Annotated in this window: 23 protein-coding genes; 9 read left to right on the forward strand and 14 right to left on the reverse strand. The window is 66.6% G+C overall.

All coding sequences use genetic code 11. The features are described 5' to 3' along the window. Entirely contained in the window at positions 1–762 is a 762-nt protein-coding gene (locus ACE37J_RS16775) for an SDR family NAD(P)-dependent oxidoreductase (RefSeq protein WP_409713022.1), read from the forward strand. A gap of 34 nt (positions 763–796) precedes the next feature. Beyond that, positions 797–2116: an NAD(P)/FAD-dependent oxidoreductase gene (locus ACE37J_RS16780; RefSeq protein ID WP_409713025.1), complete on the forward strand. Its 1320-nt coding sequence runs from the start codon at positions 797–799 to the stop codon at positions 2114–2116. 12 nt (positions 2117–2128) lie between these two features. Here the strand turns inward: ACE37J_RS16780 and ACE37J_RS16785 are convergent, their stop codons facing one another. The 10 genes from ACE37J_RS16785 to ACE37J_RS16830 all read right to left on the reverse strand — a co-directional run bounded on the left by ACE37J_RS16785 (position 2129) and on the right by ACE37J_RS16830 (position 13465). After that, the gene (locus ACE37J_RS16785; RefSeq protein WP_409713028.1) at positions 2129–2638 is read right to left on the reverse strand and encodes a hypothetical protein; all 510 of its coding nucleotides are present in this window, start codon (positions 2636–2638) and stop codon (positions 2129–2131) included. A gap of 2 nt (positions 2639–2640) precedes the next feature. Beyond that, on the reverse strand, positions 2641–2940 hold the full coding sequence (locus tag ACE37J_RS16790) for a putative quinol monooxygenase (protein WP_409713031.1): 300 nt from the start codon (positions 2938–2940) through the stop codon (positions 2641–2643). Then, positions 2937–4622: an AMP-binding protein gene (locus ACE37J_RS16795; protein ID WP_409713034.1), complete on the reverse strand. Its 1686-nt coding sequence runs from the start codon at positions 4620–4622 to the stop codon at positions 2937–2939. The genes ACE37J_RS16790 and ACE37J_RS16795 overlap by 4 nt, the downstream gene beginning before the upstream one ends. A gap of 10 nt (positions 4623–4632) precedes the next feature. After that, the gene (locus ACE37J_RS16800; protein WP_409713037.1) at positions 4633–6981 is read right to left on the reverse strand and encodes an amidase; all 2349 of its coding nucleotides are present in this window, start codon (positions 6979–6981) and stop codon (positions 4633–4635) included. Beyond that, positions 6978–7712, reverse strand: a complete 735-nt coding sequence (locus ACE37J_RS16805) for an ATP-binding cassette domain-containing protein (protein WP_409713040.1) — start codon at positions 7710–7712, stop codon at positions 6978–6980. The genes ACE37J_RS16800 and ACE37J_RS16805 overlap by 4 nt, the downstream gene beginning before the upstream one ends. Next, positions 7709–8743: an ABC transporter permease subunit gene (locus ACE37J_RS16810; RefSeq protein ID WP_409713042.1), complete on the reverse strand. Its 1035-nt coding sequence runs from the start codon at positions 8741–8743 to the stop codon at positions 7709–7711. Before ACE37J_RS16810 ends, ACE37J_RS16805 begins: the two co-directional genes overlap by 4 nt. 1 nt (position 8744) lies before the next feature. Next, a complete protein-coding gene (locus tag ACE37J_RS16815; protein WP_409713045.1) occupies positions 8745–9614 on the reverse strand; it encodes a branched-chain amino acid ABC transporter permease in 870 nt (289 codons plus the stop codon). Between the two features lie 60 nt (positions 9615–9674). Beyond that, the gene (locus ACE37J_RS16820) at positions 9675–10922 is read right to left on the reverse strand and encodes an ABC transporter substrate-binding protein (RefSeq protein ID WP_409713047.1); all 1248 of its coding nucleotides are present in this window, start codon (positions 10920–10922) and stop codon (positions 9675–9677) included. Positions 10923–10983: 61 nt separating this feature from the next. Next, positions 10984–12582 (reverse strand): flotillin family protein, encoded by a 1599-nt coding sequence (locus tag ACE37J_RS16825; protein ID WP_409713050.1) that lies wholly within the window; start codon positions 12580–12582, stop codon positions 10984–10986. 121 nt (positions 12583–12703) lie between these two features. Continuing rightward, a complete protein-coding gene (locus ACE37J_RS16830; protein WP_409713052.1) occupies positions 12704–13465 on the reverse strand; it encodes an IclR family transcriptional regulator in 762 nt (253 codons plus the stop codon). 188 nt (positions 13466–13653) lie between these two features. On the opposite strand from ACE37J_RS16830, the gene ACE37J_RS16835 reads away from it, so the two are divergent. The 7 genes from ACE37J_RS16835 to ACE37J_RS16865 all read left to right on the forward strand — a co-directional run bounded on the left by ACE37J_RS16835 (position 13654) and on the right by ACE37J_RS16865 (position 20599). After that, positions 13654–15192: an ABC transporter ATP-binding protein gene (locus ACE37J_RS16835; RefSeq protein WP_409713055.1), complete on the forward strand. Its 1539-nt coding sequence runs from the start codon at positions 13654–13656 to the stop codon at positions 15190–15192. After that, positions 15185–16246, forward strand: coding sequence for an ABC transporter permease (locus tag ACE37J_RS16840; RefSeq protein ID WP_409713058.1), 1062 nt, complete (start codon positions 15185–15187; stop codon positions 16244–16246). The genes ACE37J_RS16835 and ACE37J_RS16840 overlap by 8 nt, the downstream gene beginning before the upstream one ends. After that, the gene (locus ACE37J_RS16845; RefSeq protein ID WP_409713061.1) at positions 16246–17178 is read left to right on the forward strand and encodes an ABC transporter permease; all 933 of its coding nucleotides are present in this window, start codon (positions 16246–16248) and stop codon (positions 17176–17178) included. Before ACE37J_RS16840 ends, ACE37J_RS16845 begins: the two co-directional genes overlap by 1 nt. Positions 17179–17216: 38 nt before the next feature. After that, the gene (locus tag ACE37J_RS16850; protein ID WP_409713064.1) at positions 17217–18296 is read left to right on the forward strand and encodes a BMP family ABC transporter substrate-binding protein; all 1080 of its coding nucleotides are present in this window, start codon (positions 17217–17219) and stop codon (positions 18294–18296) included. Positions 18297–18400: 104 nt separating this feature from the next. Continuing rightward, positions 18401–19252: a 3-mercaptopyruvate sulfurtransferase gene (gene sseA / locus ACE37J_RS16855; protein ID WP_409713067.1), complete on the forward strand. Its 852-nt coding sequence runs from the start codon at positions 18401–18403 to the stop codon at positions 19250–19252. Further along, positions 19249–19818 (forward strand): GNAT family N-acetyltransferase, encoded by a 570-nt coding sequence (locus ACE37J_RS16860; protein WP_409713070.1) that lies wholly within the window; start codon positions 19249–19251, stop codon positions 19816–19818. The genes sseA and ACE37J_RS16860 overlap by 4 nt, the downstream gene beginning before the upstream one ends. 67 nt (positions 19819–19885) lie before the next feature. Then, positions 19886–20599 (forward strand): DUF1223 domain-containing protein, encoded by a 714-nt coding sequence (locus ACE37J_RS16865; RefSeq protein ID WP_409713073.1) that lies wholly within the window; start codon positions 19886–19888, stop codon positions 20597–20599. 25 nt (positions 20600–20624) lie between these two features. Here ACE37J_RS16865 and ACE37J_RS16870 read toward each other — a convergent pair whose 3' ends face one another. The 4 genes from ACE37J_RS16870 to mnmG are packed head-to-tail and all read right to left on the reverse strand — an operon-like array spanning position 20625 to position 24791. After that, the gene (locus ACE37J_RS16870; RefSeq protein WP_409713076.1) at positions 20625–21476 is read right to left on the reverse strand and encodes a ParB/RepB/Spo0J family partition protein; all 852 of its coding nucleotides are present in this window, start codon (positions 21474–21476) and stop codon (positions 20625–20627) included. Next, positions 21469–22293: a ParA family protein gene (locus ACE37J_RS16875; RefSeq protein WP_409713079.1), complete on the reverse strand. Its 825-nt coding sequence runs from the start codon at positions 22291–22293 to the stop codon at positions 21469–21471. Before ACE37J_RS16875 ends, ACE37J_RS16870 begins: the two co-directional genes overlap by 8 nt. After that, positions 22286–22936: a 16S rRNA (guanine(527)-N(7))-methyltransferase RsmG gene (gene rsmG, locus ACE37J_RS16880; RefSeq protein WP_409713082.1), complete on the reverse strand. Its 651-nt coding sequence runs from the start codon at positions 22934–22936 to the stop codon at positions 22286–22288. Before rsmG ends, ACE37J_RS16875 begins: the two co-directional genes overlap by 8 nt. Continuing rightward, on the reverse strand, positions 22923–24791 hold the full coding sequence (mnmG, locus tag ACE37J_RS16885) for a tRNA uridine-5-carboxymethylaminomethyl(34) synthesis enzyme MnmG (protein WP_409713085.1): 1869 nt from the start codon (positions 24789–24791) through the stop codon (positions 22923–22925). Before mnmG ends, rsmG begins: the two co-directional genes overlap by 14 nt. Between the last annotated feature and the right edge of the window lie 3 nt (positions 24792–24794).

A 24794-nucleotide genomic window follows, 5' to 3' on the forward strand; every position in this document is an offset into this window, starting at 1 on the left:
ATGGATCTGGGTCTGAAAGGTCTGCGCGCCGTCATCACCGGCGGCACGAAGGGAATCGGGCGGGCGGCGGCGGAGATCTTCGTCGCAGAAAGCGCGCGCGTCGCGCTCTGTGCGCGGAACGAGGGCGAGGTGCGAGATACCGTCTCCGCCCTGATGAAGGGCGGCACGCCCGCCTTCGGGCAGGCGGTGGACGTCTCGAAGAAGGCCGCGCTCGAAAGCTTCGTCGGCGAGGCCGCGAATGCGATGGGCGGGATCGACATCGTCGTCGCCAACGTCTCCGCCCTCGCCGTGGCGGATGACGAGGCGGCGTGGAAAGCAGGGTTCGAGACGGACATGATGCATTCCGTCCGCCTCGTGAACGCCGCTATGCCCTGGCTCGAAAAGTCGAAGGCCGCTTCGATCGTGCTCGTCTCCTCGGTTTCGGGGCGGGAGATCGACTTCACGGGGCCCGCATACGGCGCCTTCAAGGCGGCGCTGGTGCATTATGCTCAGGGCCTCGCCTACAAGCTGGCTGGGAAAGGCATCCGGGCGAACACTGTCTCCCCGGGCAACACCTATTTCCCAGGCGGCATCTGGCAGCAGATCGAGACAGGCAACCCGGACCTCTTCAAGACCGCCCTCGGCCTCAACCCGACGGGGCGCATGGCGACGGCGGAAGAGATCGCCCGCGGAATCGTCTTCCTCGCCTCCCCCGCCTCAAGCTTCACCACTGGGACGAATCTCGTGATAGACGGTGCGTTGACGAAGGGCGTGCAACTCTAGACGCTCAGTCAGGACCCTGAGGGGGGCTCCATCGATGCCGGGCGGCCAGAAGAAGGTTCAGATCGTGATCGTCGGCGGCGGAGCGGGCGGGCTTGAGCTCGCCCGCAAGCTCGGCGCCCGCTACGGTCGCGCCAATCACGACGTGATCCTGATCGATCGCAACCGGACCCATATCTGGAAGCCTCTGCTCCACGAAGTGGCCGCCGGCTCGCTCGACGCGAACATGGACGAAGTCGGCTATGGCGGCCACGCGGCGCGCTGGGGCTACCGTTTCTTCAACGGCTCCGTGGAGCGGATCGACCGGGAGAGGCGGCGTGTGATCTGCGCGCCTATGCTGGACGAGGAGGGGCGGGAGATCATCGGCCGCCACGAGATCCGCTATGACTGGCTCGTCCTCGCCTTCGGCGGCGTCTCCAACGATTTCGGCGTCCCCGGCGTCCGCGAGCACGCGCTCTTTCTGGAGAACCGGGAGCAGGCGGATTCCTTTCGCACCCGGCTCCTGAACGTATGCCTCCGCGCGAACTACCGGCACGAGCAGGGAGACCACGAAAGCCGCGTGCGCATCGCCATTGTCGGCGGCGGGGCCACCGGCGTTGAGCTTTCCGCCGAACTCTACAACGCCGCCAAGGGCCTGCGGAACTATGGCCTCGAAGTCTTCGACGAGTCGAAGCTGGAGGTGACCCTGCTCGAAGCCGGCCCGCGCATTCTCCCCGCGCTCGACGAGGAGCTTTCGGAGACGGTGACGGAAGAACTGCGCGCCCTCGGGGTCCGCGTCCTGCAATCTACCCAGGTCACCGAAATAGCCGAGGGCGCCGTGCGCACAAAGGCGAGCGGGGACATCCCGGCAGACCTGATCGTCTGGGCGGCGGGGGTGAAGGGGGCGGATTTCGTTCCCGGTCTCTCGGACCTTGAGCTCAACCGGCTCAACCAGATCGTTGTCCGCCCCAGCTTGCAGACGACGAAGGACGACCGCATCTTCGCCATCGGCGATTGCTGCTCGTGTATCCTGCCGGGCTCCGAGCGGCCGATCCCGCCGCGGGCCCAATCGGCGCATCAGATGGCGAGCGCCGTCTTCGCCAATCTGGGCCATGCGATGAGCGGCCGGCCCCTCGTCGATTTCGTCTACCGGGACAAGGGCTCCCTCGTCTCGCTCTCCCGCTATTCGACGGTCGGGAGCCTGATGGGCAATCTTGTCGGCGGGCGCATGGCGATCGAGGGGCGGCTGGCGCGGCTGGCCTATCTCTCGCTCTATCGCCTCCACCTGATCGCCATCCACGGCTGGCTGCGCGGCACGGCGCTGATCGCGGTCGGCCATGTAAACCAGATCGTGCGGCCCCGGCTCAAGCTGCACTGAGCGGCAAGTGCGTCAGGCAAGACGGGCGGCGCGAAGAATGGCCTCTGCGTCCCTCAGAAGCGCCTCGTTCGTCTCCGCACATTCGAATTCGGTCTCCGCGGCGACGATGATCTTCATGGCCAGATCCTCGAGCGAGCGGACGGGCGCCGCAAAGAGATCGCGCTCGGCGGCGTCCCGGGCGTCGTGCGCGTCGGCCTCCAGCCGCTCCGACGCTTCATCCTTTCCCACACGGCGAAGATCATCCGCCTGCGCCTGGAGAACGATGAGGCGTTCATCCGCGAAGCGATACGCCTCCATCGCGGCGGCGACGCTCAGGGAGCGGTTCAATCCTTCAGCGCACGGCACGGGCTGCGGCGCCGAAACGAGGCGCAGGTTGCGGGTCATGGGCGGGGTCCGTTGTTTCTCGGGCGTCTGTGGCGGCGTTCGCTCCGACGCGGCGCGCAGTTGATGCAGAATCGTCGCCAACGCCAGTGATCTGGCGAAAAACTGCTGTTTATTCCTCTGATCGTTGCCGAACTGCAACTTCAGCGCGAGAAGATTTCCTCGGCCGTCACGATGGTGACCGGGCCGTCGAGCAGCCCGCCCGCCTCCGCGAAGAACGTCTTCGAGCCTTCCCCTTCGTTATGCGTCATCATCGCCGCCGCGTCCGCGAACCTTTCATAGGTCGTGAAGCGGGCCGCGTCCTGAGGATCCTGCGCAACGAAGTAGTCGAGCGTTCCCGGTTCGTGGGCGCGCACGAAGTCGCCGACCTTGAGAAGCGCGGCGCGGACCCTGTCCTCCGCCCCGGGTTTCGCGCGTATGATTGCGGTGAGAGTCGCAGTCATGGCCTCGCCATCTCCTCTTGCATGCGGAACTTCTGCGGCTTGCCGGTCGCGGTGAGCGGATACTCCGCGACGAAGCGGACATGGCGCGGAATCTTGTAGCCGGCGATCTTTCCCTTGCACCAGGCGCGGAGCGCCTCGGCCTCCAGTTTCGCGCCGGGGCGGAGGATGATCCAGGCCGCGACCTCCTCGCCGAGGCGTTCGTCGGGCATGCCGAAAACCTGCGCCTGCTGGATATCGGGATGCGTCATCAGGAAGTTCTCGACCTCGACGGGATAGACGTTCTCGCCGCCGCGGATCAGCATGTCCTTGATCCTCCCGTCGATCCGGCAATAGCCCTCCTCGTCGATCACCGCGAGGTCGCCGGTCTTCATCCAGCCGTCATCTATGCTCTCGGCCGTGCGCTCGGGATCGCCCCAATAGCCCTTCATCACAAGATAGCCGCGAGTCCAGAGCTCGCCCTTTTCCCCGACCGGTAGCGTTCCGCCATCCTCGCCGACGACCTTGCATTCGACATGCGGCTGGATGCGCCCGACTGTGGAGACGCGGCGCGCCACCGGGTCGTCCACCGCCGACTGGAAGGAGACTGGGCTCGTCTCCGTCATGCCATAGGCGATGGTGATCTCGGAAAGATGCATCTTTTCCATGACCTTGCGCATCAGCGGCTCCGGGCACGGGGCGCCGGCCATGATGCCCGTGCGGAGCGAGCGAAGATCGAACCGCTCGAAATCCGGATGGTCGAGCATCGCGGCAAACATGGTCGGGACGCCGTGGAGCCCGTTGCAGCCTTCCGCCTCCACCGCCTCCAGCGTCGCCCGCGGCTCAAAGCCCTCCCCGGGGAAGACCATCTTCACGCCATAGGCGCAGGCGGCGAGGTTGCCGAGGACCATGCCGAAGCAATGGTAGAACGGCACCGGAATGCAGAGCGCCTCCCCCGGCTGAAGTCGCATGGCGCGGGCGACGGAGACGCCATTGTTGACGATGTTGCGATGGGTCAGCGTCGCGCCTTTCGGCGCCCCGGTCGTACCCGAGGTGAACTGGACGTTGATCGCATCATCAGGCTTCAGAGACGCGGAAATGGCGTCGAGCCGCGCGAGCCCCCCGGCCCCGCCCCGCGCCATGACCTCCGCGAAGGAGAGCGCGCCGGGCGCCGGGTCCGGCCCGAACTGCACGACAGCGCGAAGATCGGGGAGCCGCGCCGCTTCAAGCGCGCCGGGCGCGGAAGCAGCCATTTCGGGCGCAAGCTCCGCGATCATCGCCATGTAATCCGATCCGCGGAATTCGGGCGCGACGAGCAGCGCCTTCACGCCGACCTTGTTGAGCGCGTATTCCAGCTCATGCGTCCGATAGGCCGGGTTCACGTTCACCAGCACGGCCCCGATCCGCGCCGTCGCGAACTGGGCCAGCAGCCATTCCGAACGGTTGGGGGACCAGACGCCGACCCGCTCGCCCTTGTATACGCCGAGCGAGAGCAGCCCTGCGGCGAGCCGGTCCACCTCGGCGGCGAACTCCCGATAGGTCCAGCGGACGCCTTCAGCGCGGAACACGGCCGCGGGGCGCTCGCCGTGCCGGCGCACGACCTCGGCGAGAAAGGCGGGGATCGTCGCCTCGATCAGCGGCCGCTCGGTGGAGCCCCTGACATGGGAAAGGCCCCTGATCGGCCGCACCCCCGGTTCGGCGCCCATCGTTCTCTCCTCACATCCCCCGCCAGTCCCCCGCCCGCTCGAAGGCGCCGGCGGCCCGATAGATCGTCGCCTCCTCGAAGCGCCGCCCGACCAGCATCATGGAGACGGGCAGACCCTCCGACATGCCGCAGGGTATCGCCATCGCCGGGTGGCCGGAAGAGTCGAACGGCGCCGTGTTCGCCAGCATCTCGAAGGCGCGCTGGATGTAGAGCGAGAGCGGGGCGTCCTTCGGCGGCAGCGGCGTCGCCTTCATCGGCGTCGTCGGCATCAGCAGAAGATCGTAGGCGGTCAGCGCCTTGTCGTATTCTGCGCGGAGCTGGCGCGAAAGATTCTGCGCCTTCGCATAATAATGCCCGCGATTGTGCTTGAGATGATACTGCCCTACCATCATCGAGATCTTGAGGGACTCGGAAAGCTCGTCCGCCCGCGCGCGCCAGTTCGCGTGATAGTCTAGCAGAGAGGTGGTGTAGAGCCCCTCCCAGCCGGTTCCCATGCCGTTGCCCGCCATCATCTGGTTCATCAGGCCTTCGAGGGCGATGGGCGTCCAGATCGCCGAGCCATGGTTGTGCCAGGGGATCGAGATCTCGTCGACGGAGGCGCCGAGGCTGCGGAGCGTCTCCGCCGCCGCGCGGTTCTTCGCGTCGACATCGCGCTCGCTCTCCGGCCGCCCGAAGCCTTCCTTCACGACACCGATCCGGAGGCCGGAGACGCCGCGGCTGATTGCGGCGGTGTAGCGGTCGGTCTTCACGTCGTATTGCCGCGGGTCGAGCCCGTCAGGCCCGGCGATGACTTCGAGCATCAGCGCATTGTCCGCGACATTCCCGGTCATTGGGCCAAGATGGTCGATCGTCGTCTCGATCGGCATGGCGCCGGTATAGGGAACAAGGCCGTGCGTCGGCTTCATCCCGTAGCAACCGCAGAACGAGGCCGGCATCCGCACGGAGCCGCCCTGGTCCCCTCCGATCGCCATGTCCACGAGCCCGGCGCCGACAAGCGCGCCTGAGCCGGAGGAGGAGCCGCCGGCGCTGTAGCCATGCTTGTGGGGGTTGTGGACCGGCCCGGTCGCATTCGTGTGGCTCCCCCCCGAAAGGCAGAAATACTCGCAATGCGCCTTGCCGGCGATCGTCGCGCCCGCCTCCAGCAGCCGCGTGACGACCGTCGCGTCGATATCGGGCGTATAGCCCTTCAGCGTGGAGGCGCCGTTCATCATCGGAACGCCCGCAACGCAGACATTGTCCTTGATCGCCACGGTCCGGCCGAGAAGCGGGCCGCGCGGGGCGCCCTTGATCTCGGTCTTCACATACCAGGCGTTCATCGGGTTCTCCTCCGGCGTCGGGCGATAGCCCGAGGTGCGCGGATAGAGGACGGGCGGCAGGTAATCCGGCAGGGAATCGACCACGTCATAGGCGTCGAGCGTGCCCTGCATCACGTCGAGGAATTCCTGGACGCGCGCATCGGACATGTTCATGCCGAGCTCCGCCACGATGACCTTCATCTGCGAAAGCGTGGGGCGCTGGACGGTCATGTAGGCGATCCTTTCCTGAATCGGCGCGGACGGGGCGGGCGCCGCCGTTTTCGGCGCGCCCTGCGCCGGCTTGGCTGCCGGCGCGGAGACGGCGGAGGGCGCGGGCGCGGCGCCGGCCTTGCCACCGCCAAAGCCGGTGAATTCGTCGATCAGCGCGGCGCCCGCGGCGTCGTCGCCCGAGACCTCGCCGATGATCGCGCCCTTCTGGATCAGAAGCACCCGGTCCGAAAGCGCGGTGATGAAGTCGAGGTTCTGCTCGACGAGCACGACGGCGACGCCCGTGCGCTTGTTGAGCGCCTTCAGCGTGTCCACGATCTCGTCGAGGATCGAGGGCTGGATCCCCTCGGTCGGCTCATCCAGGAGGATCAGGTCGGGCTCGGAAATCAGGCAGCGCGCAAGGGCGAGGAGCTGCTGTTCGCCGCCGGAAAGCGCGCCGCCTTCCCGCTCCAGCAGCCGCTCGAGCCGCGGAAAATCCGCGAGGATGCGGCTGATCGCCTCCTCCTCGTCCATCTCCTGCGCCGCGACGCCCATGCGCAGGTTGTCGCGAACCGTAAGCGCCGGGAAGATCCCGCGCCCCTGAGGGACATAGCCGACCCCCATCTGCGCGCGGGCGGAGGGGCGGAGCCGGGCGAGGTCCTCGCCGTCGAAACGCATGGTCCCGCCGGTCGCCGGGACGATGCCCATCAGCGTCTTGAGCAGGGTCGTCTTGCCCATGCCGTTATGGCCGAGGACGCCGAGTATCTCCCCTTCCGCCACGTCGAGGTCGATCCCGTGCAGGATCGGCACGCGGCCATAGCCGGCGCGAAGGCCCCGGACTTCCAGCAGCGCGCTCATGCGCTCCGCCCGAGATAGATCTCCCGCGCCCGTGGGTCGGCGGAGATCGCGTCCATCGTATCCTCCATCAGGATGCGCCCCTCGTGGAACAGGGTGACGGTGCGGGAGATCATGCGGATGAACTGCATGTCGTGCTCGACGACGATCAACGCCGCCGTCTCGTTGATCTCGCGGATGATCTCGGCGGTCCGCGCCGTCTCGTCATGCGTCATGCCGGCGGCGGGCTCGTCGAGGAGGACGAGCCAGGGCTCCATCGCCACCACCATGCCGAGTTCGACCCATTGCCGCTGTCCGTGGGCAAGCCGGCCGACGAGGCTGCGGCGGATGTCTCCGAGCCGCAGCCGTTCGAGCACCTCCGCCGTCAGGCTCCGCGCCCGCGCCGCACCGTGCCAGCGACGGGCGGCGAGCCAGAGATTCTCCTCCACCGTCACCCCGTCGAATACGTTCGGCACCTGCGTCTTGATGCCGACGCCGAGGCCCGCGATCTCGTGCGGCTCCGCGCCCGTCGTCTCCCGCCCGCGGATGGTCACCTCTCCATGCGTCGGGCGGAGCTGGCCCGTAAGGCACTTGAAGAAGGTCGACTTGCCCGCCCCGTTGGGCCCGATCAGGCAGCGCAGCTCCTTGTCGTAGAGCGTGAAATCCACCTGGTCGACGGCGCGGACGCCGCCGAAATGCATGGAGAGGCCGCGGGTCTCCACCACCGCTTCGCCGCGGCGCGCCTTCGGGTTCATGCGCCGCCCTCCGGCCGCGCACGTCGCCGACGCGTGCGCCCCGGCGCGCGGCGACGACCGCGCGTCCAGTCGACAATCGTCGGCGCGACGCCCTTGGGGACGAGCAGCACGAAGAGGATCAGGATGATCCCGAGCACGAGGTTGTTGTTGAAGACGCTCTGCCCGCCGAGCGAGGCGGTGAGATAGAAGAGCCCGAACGTCGCCCCGATCGGCCCGATCAGCGTGCCCCGCCCCCCGACGATCACCCAGATGATCGTCAGCGCGGCGTTGTAGAGGCTGAAGACATCCGGCGTCACCCGCCCGACCCCATTGCAGAAGAGCACGCCGCCGATCGCAGCGATGCCCGCGCCGATTGTGAAGATGCCGAGCTTGTAGAGCCGCGTGTCATAGCCGAGCAGCTCCGCCCGCGTCTCGTTTTCCCGTATTGCGACGCAGACCCGCCCGAAATGCGTCGTCACCAGCCAGCCGACGAAGACATAGAGGATGATGAGCGCCGCCATCGCGACATAGAAGACCTGTTCCGGGAAGAGGATCGCCCGCGCATCCCAGGGCGCATTGAGCGGCGGGGAGGAAACGCCGTTGAACCCGCCGAGGAGAGCGTTGCCGATCTTGTATTCCGGCCCGCTCGTCCGCCGGATCAGCGAGAACAGGATCAACGTCACCGTCAGAGTGATGACGCCGAGATAAACATCCGAGACCCGGCCATAGAAGATGAAATAGCCGAGCGCCGCGGCGAAGGCGGAGGCGACCATGACCGCGACGAGGATCGCCCAGGTCGATCCGCCGAAATTGATCGCTCCGATCGTATAGGCATAGGCCCCGAGCCCGAAGAAGGCGACCTGCCCGAAGCAGAGTATGCCGCCATAACCCCAGACGAGCGCGAGGCTGAGCGCGAGAACGGCGAGGGCGATCGCCGTCGTCAGGTTGATGATGGTGAAGAGCTGGAGCACGGAAGGCGCCGCCAGCGTGAAGATCACGCCGATCAGCGCCCAGACAAGCGTCGGCCGCAATTCGCGGAGCGTCCCGCCCATGTCAGAGCGACTTCCGGAAGAAGCGCCCGGTGATCCCGCGCGGCATGAGGCGCAGAAGCACGATGGCGGCGAGAAGGAGCGCGACCTCCCCGAAGGTCGGCCCGGTGAGGAACGAGAAGATCCCGTTCACCAGCCCCAACAGGACCGAGCCCGCTGCCGTCCCCGAAAGGATCGAGGCGCCGCCCGAGATGACGGTGATGAAGGCCTTGGCGATATAGGTCGCGCCGATGGTCGGCAGGACGCCCGTGACAGGCGCGAGGAGCCCGCCGGCGAGCCCCGTCACGGCGGCGCCAAGGCCGAAAGTGATCATGTAGATGCGGCTGGTGGAGACGCCCAGCGCGGACGCCATCTCCGCATTTTGCATCGTGCCGCGCGCGACCAGGCCGAGCTTCGTGAGCTTCAGCACGGCATAGACCGCGCAAAGGAGACCGAGCGTCACCCCGATCAGGAATAGATCGTATCCGGAGACGGAATACTCCCCGATCCGGATCACGCCGATCGGGACGGAGACCGTTGTGGCGGTCGACGCCCCGAAAATCGAGGTGACGACCCCGATCAACAGCAGCGAAAGGCCCCAGGTCGCCAGGAGCGTGTCCACCATCCGGCCATAGAGCCAGCGGATCAGCAATCGCTCCACCACCACCCCGATCACCCCGACGACAAGCGGCGCAAGGATCAACATGGCGATCCAGAGGTTGACGCCATTGTTCGTCGCCACGACGACCGTATAGCCGCCGAGCATCAGGAACTCGCCATGCGCCAGATTGATGACGCGCATCATCCCGAAGATGATGGCGAGGCCCAGGCTGATGAGCGCTAGGTTGGCGACGCCATAGACGAGCTGAATGACAAGGGCGGCGACTTGATCCACGCAGGGGCTCCCGGGCCGAAAGAGAAAGGGCCCGGCCCCGAAGGGCCGGGCGGCGCGGGGTCAGAGCTTGATGCCGGCGGCTTCGAGCCCGTTCTCGAACAGGAACGTGTTCTGGTTCGGATTGGCGTTGAGATCGCAGACGAGCTGCGTGTCCGCCGGCGGCTGGTCCGAGAAGCTTTCGAGGATCTCGAACATCTGGTTCTTCACCTCGGCGATGTAGACGTTCTGCACCGCATGGTTGGTCTGCGGATCGATCGTCACCACACCCGACGGGCCGCTATATGATTGCGGCGCGCGGAGCGCCTCGATCACCGCGGCGCGGTCCGCCGTGCCGGCCGCCTTCACCGCCTCGGCCCAGAGCATCGCGCCTTCGTAAGAACGGACGGAGAGCTCGTTCATGGTCGGCCGGCCAGGGCCGAGCCGCGCGGTGAGCCGTTCGAGGAAGGCCTTGTTCACCGGGTTGTCCACCGCCTCGAAATAGGAATAGGCGGCGATGAGACCCTCGCCCTCTTCGGCGGAGATCAGCGTCTGCTCGTTGCCGACGCCGAAGGTGGTGGAGGCGATCGGGATCTCCTTGTTCATGCCGGCGGCGGCGTACTGCTTGTAGAAGGAGACATGCGCGCCGCCGACCAGCGCCGAGATCACGAGGTCGGGCTTGGCGCCCTGGATCTTCTGGATGGTCGGGCCGAAATTCGTCACGTCCAGCGGGAAGAACTCGACGCCCAGCGTCTCGCCGCCATTGTCCTTCACGAACTTCTGCATCCACTGCGCAGTGATCTGCCCGTAATTGTAGTCCGCCGCGACGATGTAGACCTTCTTGCCCCACTTGTTCATCACATAGGGCACGACTTTCGCAACCGTCTGCGCCGGCGTGGAGCCGGTGTTGAAGTTGTTGAAGTCGCAGACGCCGCCCTCATACTGGGTATTGTAGAAGTAGAGCGTGTTGAAACGGGCGAAGGTAGGCCTGATCGCCTCGCGGCTGGCGGAGGTGATGCCGGCATGAACAACGTCCGCCCGGTCCCCCGCCGCGGCCTGCGTCGCGTACTGGGTGTAGAGCTGGATGTTCGACTGGGCGTCATAAAGGATCAGCTCGACCTCGCGGCCGTTCAGGCCGCCGGCGGCGTTGATGTCGTCGACCGCCATCTTCGTGGTCTCGACCATCGGCGCGCCGTAGATATCGAGGCCGCCCGACTGGTCGAGGATCGACACGAACTTGATCTTTCCGTCCTGCGCCCGGCCGATCGTGGCGGGCGCCGCGAGCGCGATGGCGGAAGCGCCGGCGACGAAGCTTCTGCGGGTCAGTTTCATCCTGGTCTCTCCTGTCGGGTTGCCCGGCCGTCGCGGCCGGATCGTTGGGTCGTCTCTGGCTTCAGTCTTTCTTCGGTTTCCGGGCCTCGTCGCGGCGCGCGACGCCTTCGGCGAGCCCTTCGAGCCCGCCGCCGACATTGAGGCCAACCTCCTCGCCCAGCTTCTTCACGGCCGGGAGCTGGAGCGCCATCGCGAGCACGCTGTCCACCACCTGGTTGACCGCGCTCTTCTCGCCGGATGTCCCGCCCTCGCCGCCGGCTCCGCCGAAGCCGCTGATATGGTTGATGCGGATGGACTCGATCCGCTCGGCCGGCTTCAGCATCCGCTCCACGACCTCGGGCAGGGCGCGAAGCCGCGCCTCCTCCAGCTTCATGGAGATGAGCGCCTCGCTCTGCCCGTTCTCGGCGGCGATCACGGCGACGCGCCCCTCGGCCTCCGCGAGCAGCCGGTCCCGCGCCGCCTGCGCGCGCTCGAGCGTCGCCTTCGCCTCCGCCGCGGCCATCGAAAGGATCGTGTCGGCCTCCGACTTCACCCTCGTATCGTCCACCGCGGCCTGCTCGGAGGCGCGGATGAGGGCGAGGGCCTTCTGCCGCTCCGCCGCCGCCGTCTCCCGCACCGTGCGGACATCTTCCTCGGCTTTCGCCTCGCCGGCCTTGGCGGCGACGGCCGCCGCCTCCGCCTCGGCCTCCTCGACGCGCTTGGCGGCGAGCTGAACCGCATTCTCGGCCCGGGCGAGCGCCGTGGCCAGTTCGCTGTCCAGCGCCTTGCGCCGCAATTCCCGGTCCCGTTCGATCTCAGAGAGGCGGATCTCCCGCTCCCGCGCAATCCGCGCCGCCTCGCGCCGCTTCTCGGATTGCGCCTGCTCCTCCGCCGTCTCCGCGAGGCTCCGGGCGCGCGCGATCTCGATTTCGCGCTGCTGCTGGATCATCGCCTCCTCTTCCTCGCGGGAGATGGTCAGCTTGCGCTTGGTCGCGTCGAGATGGCTTTGCCGGACCGCGACCTCGGCCTCGGATTCGATTGCTGCGCGCTCCTTCTTGTTGACCGCGATGATCTCCGCGAGCCGCCGCATGCCGAGCGCGTTGAAGGCGTTGTTCTCATCCAGCGCGTGGAACGGCGTCTGGTCGATCCGCGTCAGGGATACGGATTCGAGCATCAGCCCGTTCTGCGCCAGATTTTCCTTGAGCATCTCGGAGACCTCGCGCGCATAGGCGCCGCGATTGTCCTGCAGGTCGTCCATCGTATAGCGCGCGGCGACGGAAAGCATGGCGTCCACGAGCTTGCCTTCGAGCGTCTCCGCAAGCTCGGCCGGGCGGAAGGACTTGCCGGCGAGCGCCTGGGCCGCGGTGGCGACGCCGGCGGCGCTGCCCTCCACGCGGACATAGAACTCGGCCCCGACATCGACGCGGAGGCGGTCCTTCGTGATGATCGATTTCGGCCCCAGCCGCTCGATCTCGAGCCGGCTCGTGCGCATGTTCACCTCTGCCACCTTGTGAAGGAACGGCAGGGCGAGGCATCCGCCATCCAGCACGACCCTCTGCCCCCCGGCGCCCGTCCGCACGATGGCGATTTCCCGCGTCGCCTTCCGGTAGTAGCGATTGAGGAACAGGATCAGAAGGATCGCGACGACGACAAGGATGATAAAGCCGACGAACCAGGCCATGAACGCCTCCCTCCCAGCCCGCGTTCATCGTCGCGTGGCGGCACATACGTCCGGACAAGTTAACGAGGTGAGAAGAGTCGCTGTCAAGCGATTCGAGCGAATCGACCGCCATGTGGCCCGGTCAGGCCGGCAATGCTCCGCGCCCGCCGAAATCCGCGGTGGCCGCCCTCGCCGCCGCGAGCGCCTCCGCCGCAGCGTCGCGGTGCGCCGAAGGGTTGAGTCGCGCCGAGGGGCCGGCGACCGTGATCGCCGCGATCACCGCGCCGAGTTCGTCGAAGACCGGGGCGGCCGCAGCGCGCATTCCGATCGCCTGCTCCTCGTCATCAAGGGCGACGCCGCGCGCACGGATTTCCCGCGCCTCCGCGATCAGCGAATCCGCGTCGGCGATCGTCCGCTCCGTCAGGCGGGAGAGCTCGGCTCCCCGGATCAGACGCATCATCACATCATCCCTGCGGAACGCCAGAAGCGCCTTTCCGGCCGCGCCCGCATGAAGCGGCGCGCGTCCGCCGATCACGAAGACGGCGCGCATCTCGTTCGCCGATTCCGCCTGCGCCATGCACACGACTTCGGCGACGTCCGCGATGAACAGCGCCGCGGTCTCCCCCGTCCGGTTTCTCAGAGTCTCGAGCGCCGGGCGCGAGATCTCGACCAGGTCGCGGGACCGGGCGAAGGCGGAGCCGGTGGAGAACGTCTCGACCCCGACTCGCCACCGGTTGTCTGTCGCGGATATGCGCACGAAGCGTTGCGTCTCCAGCGTCGTCAGAAGCCGGTGCGTCGTCGACGGGGCAAGGCCGACCCTCTGCGAGAGTTCGGTCAGCGTAAGACCCGCCGCTTCGCGCCCCAGTTCCCGGAGGATCCCGAGGGCGCGCGCCAGGGCGCGCACCTGTCCTGGCGTTCGTTCGTCGTAGCGATCTGTCGGCGTTTGAAGCACGATCCACCCTTCGGCGACGCGGCGTCTGCGCGCCAGAGATCGAAGTAGCACGGTTTTCGCGCCCGTCCAGCGCCGTCGCGCTTGACCTCGAGCCGGTCTCTGCCCGCTATGACGCAGACCGTGACGAGACAGGGGGCGGGGTGTCCGAACGAGGCGCGACAGATCAGGCGCTCTTCGAAGCGAAGGGCCTCAGGAAGGCCTTTCCAGGCGTCGTCGCCAATGACGACGTCTCTCTCAGCGTCGGAACCGGCGAGATCCATGCGCTTCTCGGCGAAAACGGCGCAGGCAAGTCCACGCTCGTCAAGATGATCTATGGCCTGATGCGGCCCGACGGCGGCGAAATGCGATTGCGCGGCGCCCCCTTCGCGCCGGCCCGGCCGAGTGAGGCGCGGGCGGCCGGGATCGGCATGGTGTTCCAGCACTTCTCGCTCTTCGAAGCGCTGACCGTGGCGGAGAATGTCGCGCTCGGCATGAACGACGCGCCCGGCGCCCGGGCGCTCGACGCGCGCATTCGCGAGGTGAGCGAGGCCTACGGGCTTCCGCTCGATCCGGGCCGGCGGGTTGGAGAGCTTTCGGTGGGCGAGCGCCAGCGGATCGAGATCGTGCGCGCGTTGCTGCAGGCCCCGCGGCTCCTCATCATGGACGAACCGACTTCGGTGCTCACGCCGTCCGAAGCGGAGACGCTGTTCGGCACGCTGAGGACGCTGGCGGCGGAGGGCGTCTCGATCCTCTATATCTCGCACAAGCTCGAGGAAATCCGGACGCTTTGCTCGGCGGCGACGATCCTGCGGGGCGGAAAGGTCAGCGGACGATGCGACCCGCGGGCGGAAACCGCGCGGAGCCTCGCCGAAATGATGATCGGCCGCGCCCTCGCCGCGCCCAAGGCGACGGACTGGAAGCCCGGCGCGGCGCGCCTCAGCGTCGAGAAGCTGACGCTTCCCTCGGCTGAACCCTTCGGCGTCACCCTCCGGTCGCTCGACCTGACCCTGCGCGCGGGCGACATCCTCGGCGTCGCCGGTGTGGCGGGCAACGGGCAGGACGAGCTGATCGCCGCGCTTTCCGGCGAGACGCGGACCCGGCCGGAGGCCATCCGGCTCGGAAACACGCCGATCGGCGGGCTCGGCCCGCAGGCGCGGCGTGCGCTCGGCCTTTCCGTCGCGCCCGAAGAACGACTGGGTCACGCCGCGGCGCCCGACATGTCGCTCTCGGAAAACACGATCCTCACGGCAAGGGGCCGCTCCGGCCTCGCTTCGCGCGGGTTCCTGCGCAAGACGGCGGCCGAGGCGTTCGCAAGGCGCATCGTGGCGGAATTCGGAGTCAGAACAGCGGGGGTCTCCCACGCCGCCAGGTCGCTTTCGGGCGGCAACCTCCAGAAATTCGTCGTCGGCCGGGAAATCCTGCAGAAACCCGATATCCTCATCGCCGCGCAACCGACCTGGGGCGTGGACGCGGGCGCGGCGGAGACGATCCGCGGGGCGATCCGGTCGCTCGCCGCGGGCGGCGCGGCGGTGATGGTGGTCTCGCAGGACCTCGACGAGCTGATGGAGATCTCGACGCTTCTGTCCGTGATCTCGGAGGGTCGCCTATCCTTCCCTGTGCCCGTCGCCGACATCACGGTGGAGCAGATAGCCATTCTCATGGGCGGCGGGGCGCGCGCCGAGGCGGAAGCCGATGCTTGAGCTCGTCGCACGGAAGGAAGCCTCCCGGTTCATGCTCTGGCTTACGCCGGTGCTGGCGGTGATCCTGACGATGCTGTCCGGGCTCGCGCTCTTCGCGCTGCTCGGCAAGGATCCCTTCGAAGCGGTCCGCGTGATCTTCGTCGAGCCGCTTCTGGACCCTTTCAGCCGCACGGAGCTTCTGGTCAAGGGCGCGCCGCTCGTGCTCATCGCGATCGGGCTCAGCTTCGGATTTCGGGCCGGCATCTGGAACATCGGCGCGGAGGGGCAGTTCACCATCGGCGCGCTCGCGGCGGGCGCCGTCGCCCTCGCCTTCTGGAATATCGAGGGTATGTGGCTTCTGCCGCTCATGGCTCTCGCCGGCGCGGCGGGCGGCGCGGCCTGGGCGATGATCCCGGCATGGCTCAGGATCCGCTTCAACGCGAACGAGATTCTCGTGTCGCTCATGCTTGTCTATGTCGCCGAGCTGTTGCTCTCGGCGATGGTCGGCGGCCCCCTGCGGAATCCGGACGGATTCAACTTCCCCGAAAGCCGGATGTTCCATGACAGCGCGACCCTGCCGATCATCATCGAGGGGAGCCGCGCCCATGTCGGCGCTCTCGCCGCGCTCGGCGCGGTCGTCATCGCCTATGTTCTGCTCCACCGGCATCTCTTCGGGTTCCAGGTCCGGCTCTTCGGTCAGGCGCCGCGGGCCGCACGGTTCGCAGGGTTTCGGGAGGCGCGGATCGTCGCCGCCTGTCTCGGCCTTTCCGGCGCGCTGGCGGGGCTGGCGGGCATGTTCGAGGCCTCGGGTCCTGTCGGGCAACTGGTGCCCGCCCTGCCTTCCGGCTACGGCTTCACGGCGATCATCGTCGCCTTTCTCGGGCGGCTCCACCCGGTCGGCATCCTGCTCGCGGGCGCGGTGATGGCGCTGACCTATATCGGGGGGGAGACGGCGCAGATGGCGATGAACCTGCCCGGCGCGGCGATCAACGTCTTCCAGGGGATGCTGCTTTTCTTCCTGCTCGGGATCGACGTGCTCGTGAACTACCGCATCCGCCTGCGGAGGACCGTGTGATGGACTTGTCTGCGCTGAACCCGGCGGACCTCGCCTTCAGCCTCATCATCGCGGCGACGCCGTTGCTCTTCGCCGCGCTCGGGGAGCTGGTGGTCGAGAAATCGGGCGTCCTCAATCTCGGAGTCGAGGGAATGATGATCCTCGGCGCGATCGGCGGCTTCGCGACCGCGTACGGGTCAGGTTCGCTCGCGCTCGCCGCGCTCGCCGGAGCGGGGTCCGGAGCGCTGCTGGCGGCGCTCTTCGCGATCATGACTCAATATCTGATGTCGAACCAGGTGGCGACGGGGCTCGCGCTCACGTTGTTCGGGCTCGGCGTCGCGGCGCTGGTCGGCCAGGGCTACGCGGGACAGACGCTGCAGGTGTCGACGCGGCTCGACATTCCCGGGCTGACGGACATTCCGGTGATCGGGCGCCTTCTCTTCGGCCACGATCCCCTCGTCTATCTCTCCCTTGCGGCGACCGCGCTCGTCTGGTGGTTCCTGAACCGCAGCCGGGCCGGGCTCATTCTGCGCGCGGTCGGGGAGAACCATGAGGCGGCGCATGCGATCGGCTATCCGGTGCGGCTGGTGCGGGTTTGCGCGATCCTCTTCGGCGGGGCGATGGCGGGCCTGGGGGGCGCCTATCTCGCGGTCGTGCAGACGCCCCTCTGGGTCGAAGGGATGACGGCGGGGCGCGGCTGGATCGCGCTCGCGATCGTCGTCTTCGCGGCCTGGCGGCCCTGGCGGGCGCTGCTGGGCGCCTATGTCTTCGGCGGGGTCACCATCATCCAGCTCAATCTTCAGGCTTTGGGCGTCGCCATCGAAAGTCAGTACTTGTCGATGGCTCCCTATCTCGTCACCATCCTTGTGCTGGTCGTGATTTCGGCCGACAGGGCGCGAGCGCGGCTCGACGCGCCGGCCTGCCTGGGCAAACCGTTCTACGCTTCGTCCTGACCGTGGAGGACGGGGCGATACAGGGAGAGGAGAAAGGAATGAAACTCTGGAAACAGGCGCTCGCCGCCGTAGCGGGCGCGGCGCTGGCCGCCTTCGCGCTCGGCGCCGCGGCGGCCGATCCGCTGAAGATCGGGTTCGTCTATGTCGGGCCGACCGGCGATTTCGGCTGGACGCACGAGCATGACCTCGCGCGGCAGGCGGTCGAGGCGCATTTTGGCGACAAGGTGGAGACCACCTATGTCGAGAACGTGGCCGAAGGGCCGGATGCGGAGCGCGTGATCCGGCAGATGGCGCAGAGCGGGCACGGGCTGATCTTCACCACCTCCTTCGGGTTCATGAACCCGACGATCAAGGTCGCGAAGCAGTTCCCTGACGTGAAGTTCGAGCACGCGACGGGGTATCAGCGGGCCGACAACGTCTCGACCTATTCGGCCCGCTTCTACGAAGGCCGCCACGTCATCGGCCTGATCGCCGGCAAGATGACGAAGACGAACACGATCGGCTACATCGCCTCTTTCCCGATTCCCGAAGTGGTGCGCGGGATCAATGCCGCCTACCTCGCGGCGAAGTCGGTCAACCCCGCGGTGAAGTTCCGTATCATCTGGGTCAACACCTGGTTCGACCCGGGCAAGGAGGCGGATGCGGCGAACGCGCTGATCGAACAGGGCGCAGACGTGATCATGCAGCACACCGACAGCGCGGCGCCGATCACGATTGCGGAGGAGAAGGGCGTCCTCGCCTTCGGCCAGGCCTCCGACATGACGCGGTTCGGGCCCAAGTCCCACCTTACGGCGATCATCGACAACTGGTCTCCCTACTACATCGCACGCACGCAAGCCGTTCTGGACGGAACCTGGGCCAGCACGGACACCTGGGACGGGATCGCGCCGGGGATGGTGGCCTTCGCGCCCTACAACCCGGTCCTGCCCAAGGAGGTTGTCGCGCTGGCGGAATATGCGCGGTTCGGGATCATGCTGGGCAAGATCCATCCCTTTACCGGCCCGATCAACCGGCAGGACGGCACGCCCTGGCTCGCGGCCGGGGAGACGGCGTCCGAAGGGGATCTTCTCGGCATGAACTTCTATGTCGAGGGCATCGAGGGAGCCCTGCCGAAATGAAGGACTGCACGCGGGTCGCCCGGCTGCGCCTTCCATAGCCGTTCGTCGCCATTGAAGAGGGGAGCAGGGCCGCCTAAACCGGAGGAAACGGACCGGAGGCCCGCATGCCCGAGAGCGACCCGCAGCTCCTAGTCAGCACCGAATGGCTCGCCGATCACCTCGGCGCGCCTGACGTAAGAATTCTGGACGGAACATATCGCCTTCCAGGACAGGGTGGCGACCCGAAAGCAGATTACGAACGGGCGCATGTTCCGGGCGCCCGCTTCTTCGACATAGACGAAATCGCGGACACCTCGTCGCCCTTGCCGCATATGCTGCCGCCCGCGGAGAAATTCGTCTCCCGGGTTCGGGCGATGGGCGTCGGAGACGGTCACCGGATCGTCGTCTACGATCAGGACGGGCTGTTCTCGGCCGCCCGCGTCTGGTGGATGTTCCGGGTTTTCGGCGTTTCGGACGTTGCAGTGCTCGACGGCGGATTGCGGAAATGGCTTGCCGAGGGCAGGCCGGTGGAGGACATGCCGCCGGCCCCGCGGGACCGGCACTTCACCGCCCGAAAGGATTCCTCGCTGGTCCGCGACGTCACGCAGGTCGCGGCGGCGCTGAAACTCGGCGAGGCGCAGATTGTCGACGCCCGCTCCCCCGCCCGCTTCAGGGGCGAGGAGCCGGAGCCCAGGCCCGGGCTCCGCTCCGGACACATTCCCGGCGCCAAGAACGTGCACTATGCGACGCTTCTGGGCCCTGACGGCACGTTGAAACCGGTCCCGGAGACACGGCGAATCTTCGAGGCGGCCGGCGTCGATCTTTCTCAACCGATCGTTACGAGCTGCGGCTCGGGAGTGACTGCGGCGATCCTTGCGCTCGCGCTGGAGCGGCTCGGTCACCGGAAATGGTCGGTCTATGACGGCTCCTGGTCGGAATGGGGCGCTTATCCCGATCTGGCTGTCGAGACCGGATGAGGCGGAGCGACCCCCTGCTTGAATACACGATCACCTTTCTCGAAATGACGTCGCCTCCGGGCGCGCCCCCGCCGCCGCCCTCCGGAGCGGGGGGCCTCGCCCTCATTCGCGCGAAGGAGCCGCCGCGCCGATGGTTCCTTCATCTCTACCAGAGCGTCGGCGCCGGACATGAATGGACGGACTGGCTCCGCGCCGATCCCGCCGAACTCGACGCCTTTCTCCAGAATCCCTCTGTCGCGCTCTATTCCCTGATCCTCGATGGCTGGAGCGGCGGCTTCTTCGTGCTCGACTGGCGGGTCGAGGGCGTATGCGACCTCGCCTATTTCGGTCTGGCTCCGGAAGCACAGGGCCGGGGCCTCGCTCGCTGGCTTCTTGCGGAGGCGCTACGCGCCGGATGGGAAGGGCGCGGGATGCGGCGGATGACGGTGCAGACCAACACACTGGACCATCCGCGCGCCTTGCCGCTCTATCAGCGCGGCGGCTTCACGCCCTATGCGCAGGAGACGCGGCGGCGCGCAGCGCGGCAGGCGAACGAGACCGGTGAAACGCATCTCCCGAAAGCTTGACTCGCCCGGCGCCGATGCCGGGTCTAGATATCGAAGCGGTCTGGGAAATGGCGTTTCGGGGGCGAGGATGGCGGCGACGATGAAGCATGGTTTCTGCCTGGCGATCGGCCTCCTTGCGTCAGGGGCGGCTGCGGAACCCGGCCGCGGAGCCGTTCTTGTGGAGCTCTTCACATCCCAGGGCTGCTCTTCCTGCCCTCCGGCGGATCTCTTTCTTCACGAACTTGCCGACCGGCGCGACGTGATCGCGCTCTCTCTCCATGTCGATTATTGGGATTATCTTGGCTGGAAGGACCGGTTCGGCTCGCCCGCGCATTCGGACCGACAACGCGCCTATGCGGCTGCGATGAAGGATCGGATGGTCTACACGCCGCAGATCGTCGTCGAAGGCCGGGAGAGACTGGTCGGTAGTCAGGTCGACGCCGTGCTCTCGGCCATCGAAACCCGGCTCGCGGAGCCTGAAGACGCGCAGATCGTCCTCACCCTGGACGGCGATACCATCGTCGTGGAAGTCTCCTCGGCTTCCGGTCGGCCTGAAGCCGCCCTTGTTCTGATGGCGTGGTACACGGAGTCCGAACGGGTCAGCATCGCGGCGGGCGAGAATGCCGGACGCGAGGCCGTCTATCGGAACGTCGTGCGGGGCTGGAAGACTATCGGCAACTGGTCCGGCGAAACGACACGACTCGAGGCGCCCGCGCCGAAAGACGCCGACGCCGTGGTGGTGATCCTGCAGCGGCCGGACGGCGGACCGGTTCTCTGTTCGAAGCGGATCGATCTCAGGTGAGGGGGCCCGGCGCCACGTTGCGTCTTCAGCGCATCAAGAGCTGGCAAAGGCCATCGAGCTGATCCAGAGAGGAATAGGAAATCCTCACTTCACCGCCATCTCCCCGATGTGCGATGGACACGCGAAGAGCGAGGGCGGCGGCGAGATCGTTCTCGAGCGCGACGGTGTCAGGATCCTTTGCGCCGCCCCGTGCGCGCGGCTTCGGCGGCCCGGGAACGCGCCGCGCAAGATCTTCCGTCTGCCTCACCGTGAGGCCTTCCGCTACGATCTTCATCGCGAGCGCTGACGGGTCGGCGGCGCCGATCAGCGCGCGGGCATGACCGGCCGAGATGCGGCGATCCATGACCAGATCGCGAACGGCTTCGGGCAAACCGAGAAGCCGCAGCATGTTGGCGACATGCGGCCGGCTCTTGCCGACCGCGCGGGCGACCTCCGCCTGATTATGGCCAAACACCTCGATAAGAGATTGATATCCTTGAGCTTCTTCGATCGCGTTGAGATCCGCGCGCTGGACGTTTTCGACAATCGCGAGCTGAAGCACCTCGTCATCCGTGAGTTCCCTGACAATGACGGGAACCTCATGCAGACCCGCCGACTGGGCGGCGCGCCACCGCCGCTCCCCAGCGACGATCTCGAATCCGCCCTCGTCGCGAGGGCGAACAATAAGGGGTTGAATGATCCCGTTCCGGCGAATCGACTCGGCCAGCTCTTCCATCTCGAGCGGAAGAAAGATCTTTCGCGGCTGATTGGGATTGGGGCGAACGAGATCGATGGCGGCGATCTGCGCGCCCCCTTGGCGGGTCGTATCCGATCCGGCGCCGTCAAGCAGAGACGACAGACCACGCCCGAGACCCCTGCGCTTTCGCATCTCAGACATTGGCTCCGCTCCTTGTTGGTCCCGCGCGCCTGTGCCGTCGCAGGAATTCCGCGGCGAGGGATTGATAGGCGAGGCTCCCGGCTGAGCGATGATCATAGATCAGCGCCGGAATTCCGAAAGACGGCGCTTCGGAAAGACGGACATTGCGAGGGATGGTCGTATCGTAGACCAGCCCACCCAGGGTCTGGCGTACGTCATCCTCGACCTGTGTCGAAAGATTGTTCCGGCGATCATACATCGTGAGCACGACGCCCTCGATCTCGAGCGCAGGATTGGAGCTCCGCCGGATGCGCTCGACCGTCCGCAGAAGTTGCGAGAGACCCTCCAGCGCAAAGAACTCGCATTGGAGCGGAATGAGGACCTTGTGGGCGGCGACGATGGCGCTCACCGTCAGGAGGTTAAGCGACGGGGGACAATCGATCAGGATCACCTCGAAGCGCGAGGTCGCGGGCTGCAAGGCCTCTAGCAGGCGGTACTGCTTCCTCGTATCGCCGTGGAGCTCGATATCGACGCCGCTCAGATCGATCACCGAAGGGAGAACCGACAGGCCTGGCACCGCAGTTTCGCGGATCGTGGTCTCGACGTCCGCCTCACCCAAGAGAAGCTCGTAGGCGCCTGGGGCCCGGCCCTCCGGTCGAACGCCGAGACCCGTGCTTGCATTGCCTTGTGGATCGAGGTCCACGACGAGAACCGCCCTGCCCGTTGCGGCGATGGCGGTCGCCAGGTTGATCGCCGTCGTCGTCTTGCCCACGCCACCCTTCTGATTGGCGATGGCGATGACCTCGGCCGTAGGCGACGAATGGTCCGATTCAGACACGCTGAAGACCTTCCACTTTGAGAATGACGGAATCGCGCTCTGTTTCACTGTCGACAGATATCAGGTTCATCCTCCAGAGGCGAATGGCCTCCTCGATCTCCACCGCGGAACTTCGCCCTTTCGCAAGAATGCAAAGGCCGCCCGGCGCCAGGAGCGGCGCGGCGAGCGAAAGCAGTTCCGCCAGCGGCGCGACAGCCCGGGCTGAAACGACGTCAAAATTCGCTTCAAAGGGGGGCCGCATATCGGGGGCCAACCTGACGCGCTGGATTTCGGCGTCAAGATCCAGGGAGGCGACAACCTCGGCCAGAAAGGCGGCCTTGCGCTCGTCCTTCTCCACGAGGGTGACACGCGCCGCCGGATGCGTCTCCTTAAGGCAAATCGCCACTATGAGACCGGGCAGACCGGCGCCCGAGCCGATATCCGCCCAGCGTCGCAGATCTGGCGGCGCATGCTTCGCAAACTGCGCGGAATCGAGGATATGCCTCCGCCACAGATCGTCTACAGTCGATCTGGCGATGAGGTTGATGCGCCGGTTCCATTTCAGAAGGAGCGCTGCATAGGCGTCGAGGCGATCGAGCGTTTCACGTGAAACACGTCCTGCGAGCCTGTCTCTCGGTTCGATCACGGCCTCACGCAGGTCCATGACAGTTGTGAACGCTGTGAGCCCGAAGAATTTCCAGCGCTGCAGGCGTTACGCCCTCGATCGCCGCCGCCTCTCCGATGGTTCGCGGTCGGTGAATACGGAGCTTCTCCAGGACCTCGTTCGACAATCCGGACCCTGTCAATTCGGCGATCCCCTCCGGCAGGGCCCGCACCCTGTCGGAATCGACCGCTTGAGCCCGCGACGCTTCACTTCGGGTGTAGGGAGCGTAGAGCGCCTCGGCCTCGATCTGTTCTTCCAGGATCGCGTCGACATGTGGAAGGTCGGAAATCAGCCCGCGAACATCGCGTATCTGAAGCCGCTGCTGCGAAATAAGGTCGTAGGCGCTCCGCCGCACACCGTCGCCCCTTACCGCAACGCCAAGCACCTTCCATTCTGCAGGCGACCGCCGGTGCAATGAGAGGGCGTCCCGCAGGGCCGCAAGACCATCCCGCTTGGAGGTGAACGCACGCCACCGCACATCTTGGACGCAGCCGGCTTCGCGACCGACCGGCGTAAGTCTTTGGTCCGCATTGTCCGGCCGCATGGCGAGGCGATGTTCCGATCGCGACGTGAACATACGGTAGGGCTCAGATACGCCCTTCGTGACGAGATCATCGATCAACACGCCGATATAGGCCTGATCACGCCGGACAATGATACTCTCCCGTCCGAGTGCGAGGCGCGCGGCGTTCAGACCTGCGACGAGACCCTGAGCCGCAGCCTCTTCGTATCCCGTCGTCCCGTTGATCTGACCGGCGAGAAAGAGCCCCGGAGCCGCCCGACAAGAGAGGTCATGCGAAAGCGCGCGGGGGTCCACGTAATCGTACTCGATCGCGTAGCCCGGCGTCACGATACGCGCAGTCTCCAGCCCGGGTATCGAACGAACCACCCTCACCTGCATCGCCTCAGGCAAAGATGTGGAGATGCCGTTGGGGTATACGAGATCGCTCTCAAGCCCTTCTGGCTCAAGGAATATCTGGTGCGACTGACGGTCCGCGAATCGATGGACCTTATCTTCTATCGAGGGACAGTAGCGCGGCCCTGTTCCGGTAATCGCCCCCGAAAAGAGCGGTGATTCGGAAAGGCCGGCCCGCACGATGTCATGCGTCGCCGCCGTTGTTCCGGTGACGCCGCAACTTACCTGCGCATTCCTGCGCGCTTGCGTGAGGAACGAAAGAAAGACGGGCTCCGCATCGCTTTCCTGTCGGGCGATTCCGCTCCAGTCGATGCTGTTGCGGTCAAGCCGCGGCGGCGTGCCGGTCTTCAGTCGACCGATCTTCAACCCAAGGTCACGGATCCGGTCGGCGAGACGGACAGACGCGGCTTCGCGAATTCGTCCACCTTCACTGCGGCGAAGTCCAAGATGCAGCACCCCTCGCAGGAAGGTGCCGGTCGTCAATACCACCGCGCTGGCGAGGAGCTTCGATCCATCGGCGAGCTCAACACCGGCGACCTTTCCGGCATCCTGAACAAGATCAATCACCTCCCCTTCGATGACCGGGAGGCCCGCCGCCCGCACGTAATCCTGCACGAAGGCCCGGTAGAGGCTGCGGTCACTTTGCGTCCGCGGCCCCTGGACTGCCGGTCCCTTGCTGCGGTTGAGGAGACGATAATGGATCGCGGCAGCATCGCCTGCCGCAGCCATCATCCCGTCGAGCGCATCGATTTCGCGAACAAGATGGCTCTTGCCAATCCCGCCGATCGCAGGGTTGCAGGACATCTCGCCAAGCGCCGCAAACCGGTGGGTGACGAGCGCCGTTCGCGCGCCGGCACGGGCGGCCGCCAGCGCCGCTTCGGCGCCGGCATGCCCGCCGCCAACCACGATGACGTCAAAGCGCCTGTCGGATTGTTTCACGTG

The sequence above is a fragment of the Pikeienuella sp. genome (genome assembly GCF_046290545.1).
Classification (GTDB): domain Bacteria; phylum Pseudomonadota; class Alphaproteobacteria; order Rhodobacterales; family Rhodobacteraceae; genus Pikeienuella.

Excerpts from the sequence above, each read along its gene's own strand:
- ACE37J_RS16775 (WP_409713022.1), top strand. The coding sequence starts at position 1 with ATGGATCTGGGTCTGAAAGGTCTGCGCGCCGTCATCACCGGCGGCACG.
- ACE37J_RS16780 (WP_409713025.1), top strand. The coding sequence starts at position 797 with ATGCCGGGCGGCCAGAAGAAGGTTCAGATCGTGATCGTCGGCGGCGGA.
- ACE37J_RS16790 (WP_409713031.1), bottom strand. The coding sequence starts at position 2,940 with ATGACTGCGACTCTCACCGCAATCATACGCGCGAAACCCGGGGCGGAG.
- ACE37J_RS16795 (WP_409713034.1), bottom strand. The coding sequence starts at position 4,622 with ATGGGCGCCGAACCGGGGGTGCGGCCGATCAGGGGCCTTTCCCATGTC.
- ACE37J_RS16800 (WP_409713037.1), bottom strand. The coding sequence starts at position 6,981 with ATGAGCGCGCTGCTGGAAGTCCGGGGCCTTCGCGCCGGCTATGGCCGC.
- ACE37J_RS16805 (WP_409713040.1), bottom strand. The coding sequence starts at position 7,712 with ATGAACCCGAAGGCGCGCCGCGGCGAAGCGGTGGTGGAGACCCGCGGC.
- ACE37J_RS16810 (WP_409713042.1), bottom strand. The coding sequence starts at position 8,743 with ATGGGCGGGACGCTCCGCGAATTGCGGCCGACGCTTGTCTGGGCGCTG.
- ACE37J_RS16820 (WP_409713047.1), bottom strand. The coding sequence starts at position 10,922 with ATGAAACTGACCCGCAGAAGCTTCGTCGCCGGCGCTTCCGCCATCGCG.
- ACE37J_RS16825 (WP_409713050.1), bottom strand. The coding sequence starts at position 12,582 with ATGGCCTGGTTCGTCGGCTTTATCATCCTTGTCGTCGTCGCGATCCTT.
- ACE37J_RS16840 (WP_409713058.1), top strand. The coding sequence starts at position 15,185 with ATGCTTGAGCTCGTCGCACGGAAGGAAGCCTCCCGGTTCATGCTCTGG.
- ACE37J_RS16845 (WP_409713061.1), top strand. The coding sequence starts at position 16,246 with ATGGACTTGTCTGCGCTGAACCCGGCGGACCTCGCCTTCAGCCTCATC.
- ACE37J_RS16850 (WP_409713064.1), top strand. The coding sequence starts at position 17,217 with ATGAAACTCTGGAAACAGGCGCTCGCCGCCGTAGCGGGCGCGGCGCTG.
- sseA (WP_409713067.1), top strand. The coding sequence starts at position 18,401 with ATGCCCGAGAGCGACCCGCAGCTCCTAGTCAGCACCGAATGGCTCGCC.
- ACE37J_RS16860 (WP_409713070.1), top strand. The coding sequence starts at position 19,249 with ATGAGGCGGAGCGACCCCCTGCTTGAATACACGATCACCTTTCTCGAA.
- ACE37J_RS16865 (WP_409713073.1), top strand. The coding sequence starts at position 19,886 with ATGGCGGCGACGATGAAGCATGGTTTCTGCCTGGCGATCGGCCTCCTT.
- ACE37J_RS16870 (WP_409713076.1), bottom strand. The coding sequence starts at position 21,476 with ATGTCTGAGATGCGAAAGCGCAGGGGTCTCGGGCGTGGTCTGTCGTCT.
- rsmG (WP_409713082.1), bottom strand. The coding sequence starts at position 22,936 with ATGGACCTGCGTGAGGCCGTGATCGAACCGAGAGACAGGCTCGCAGGA.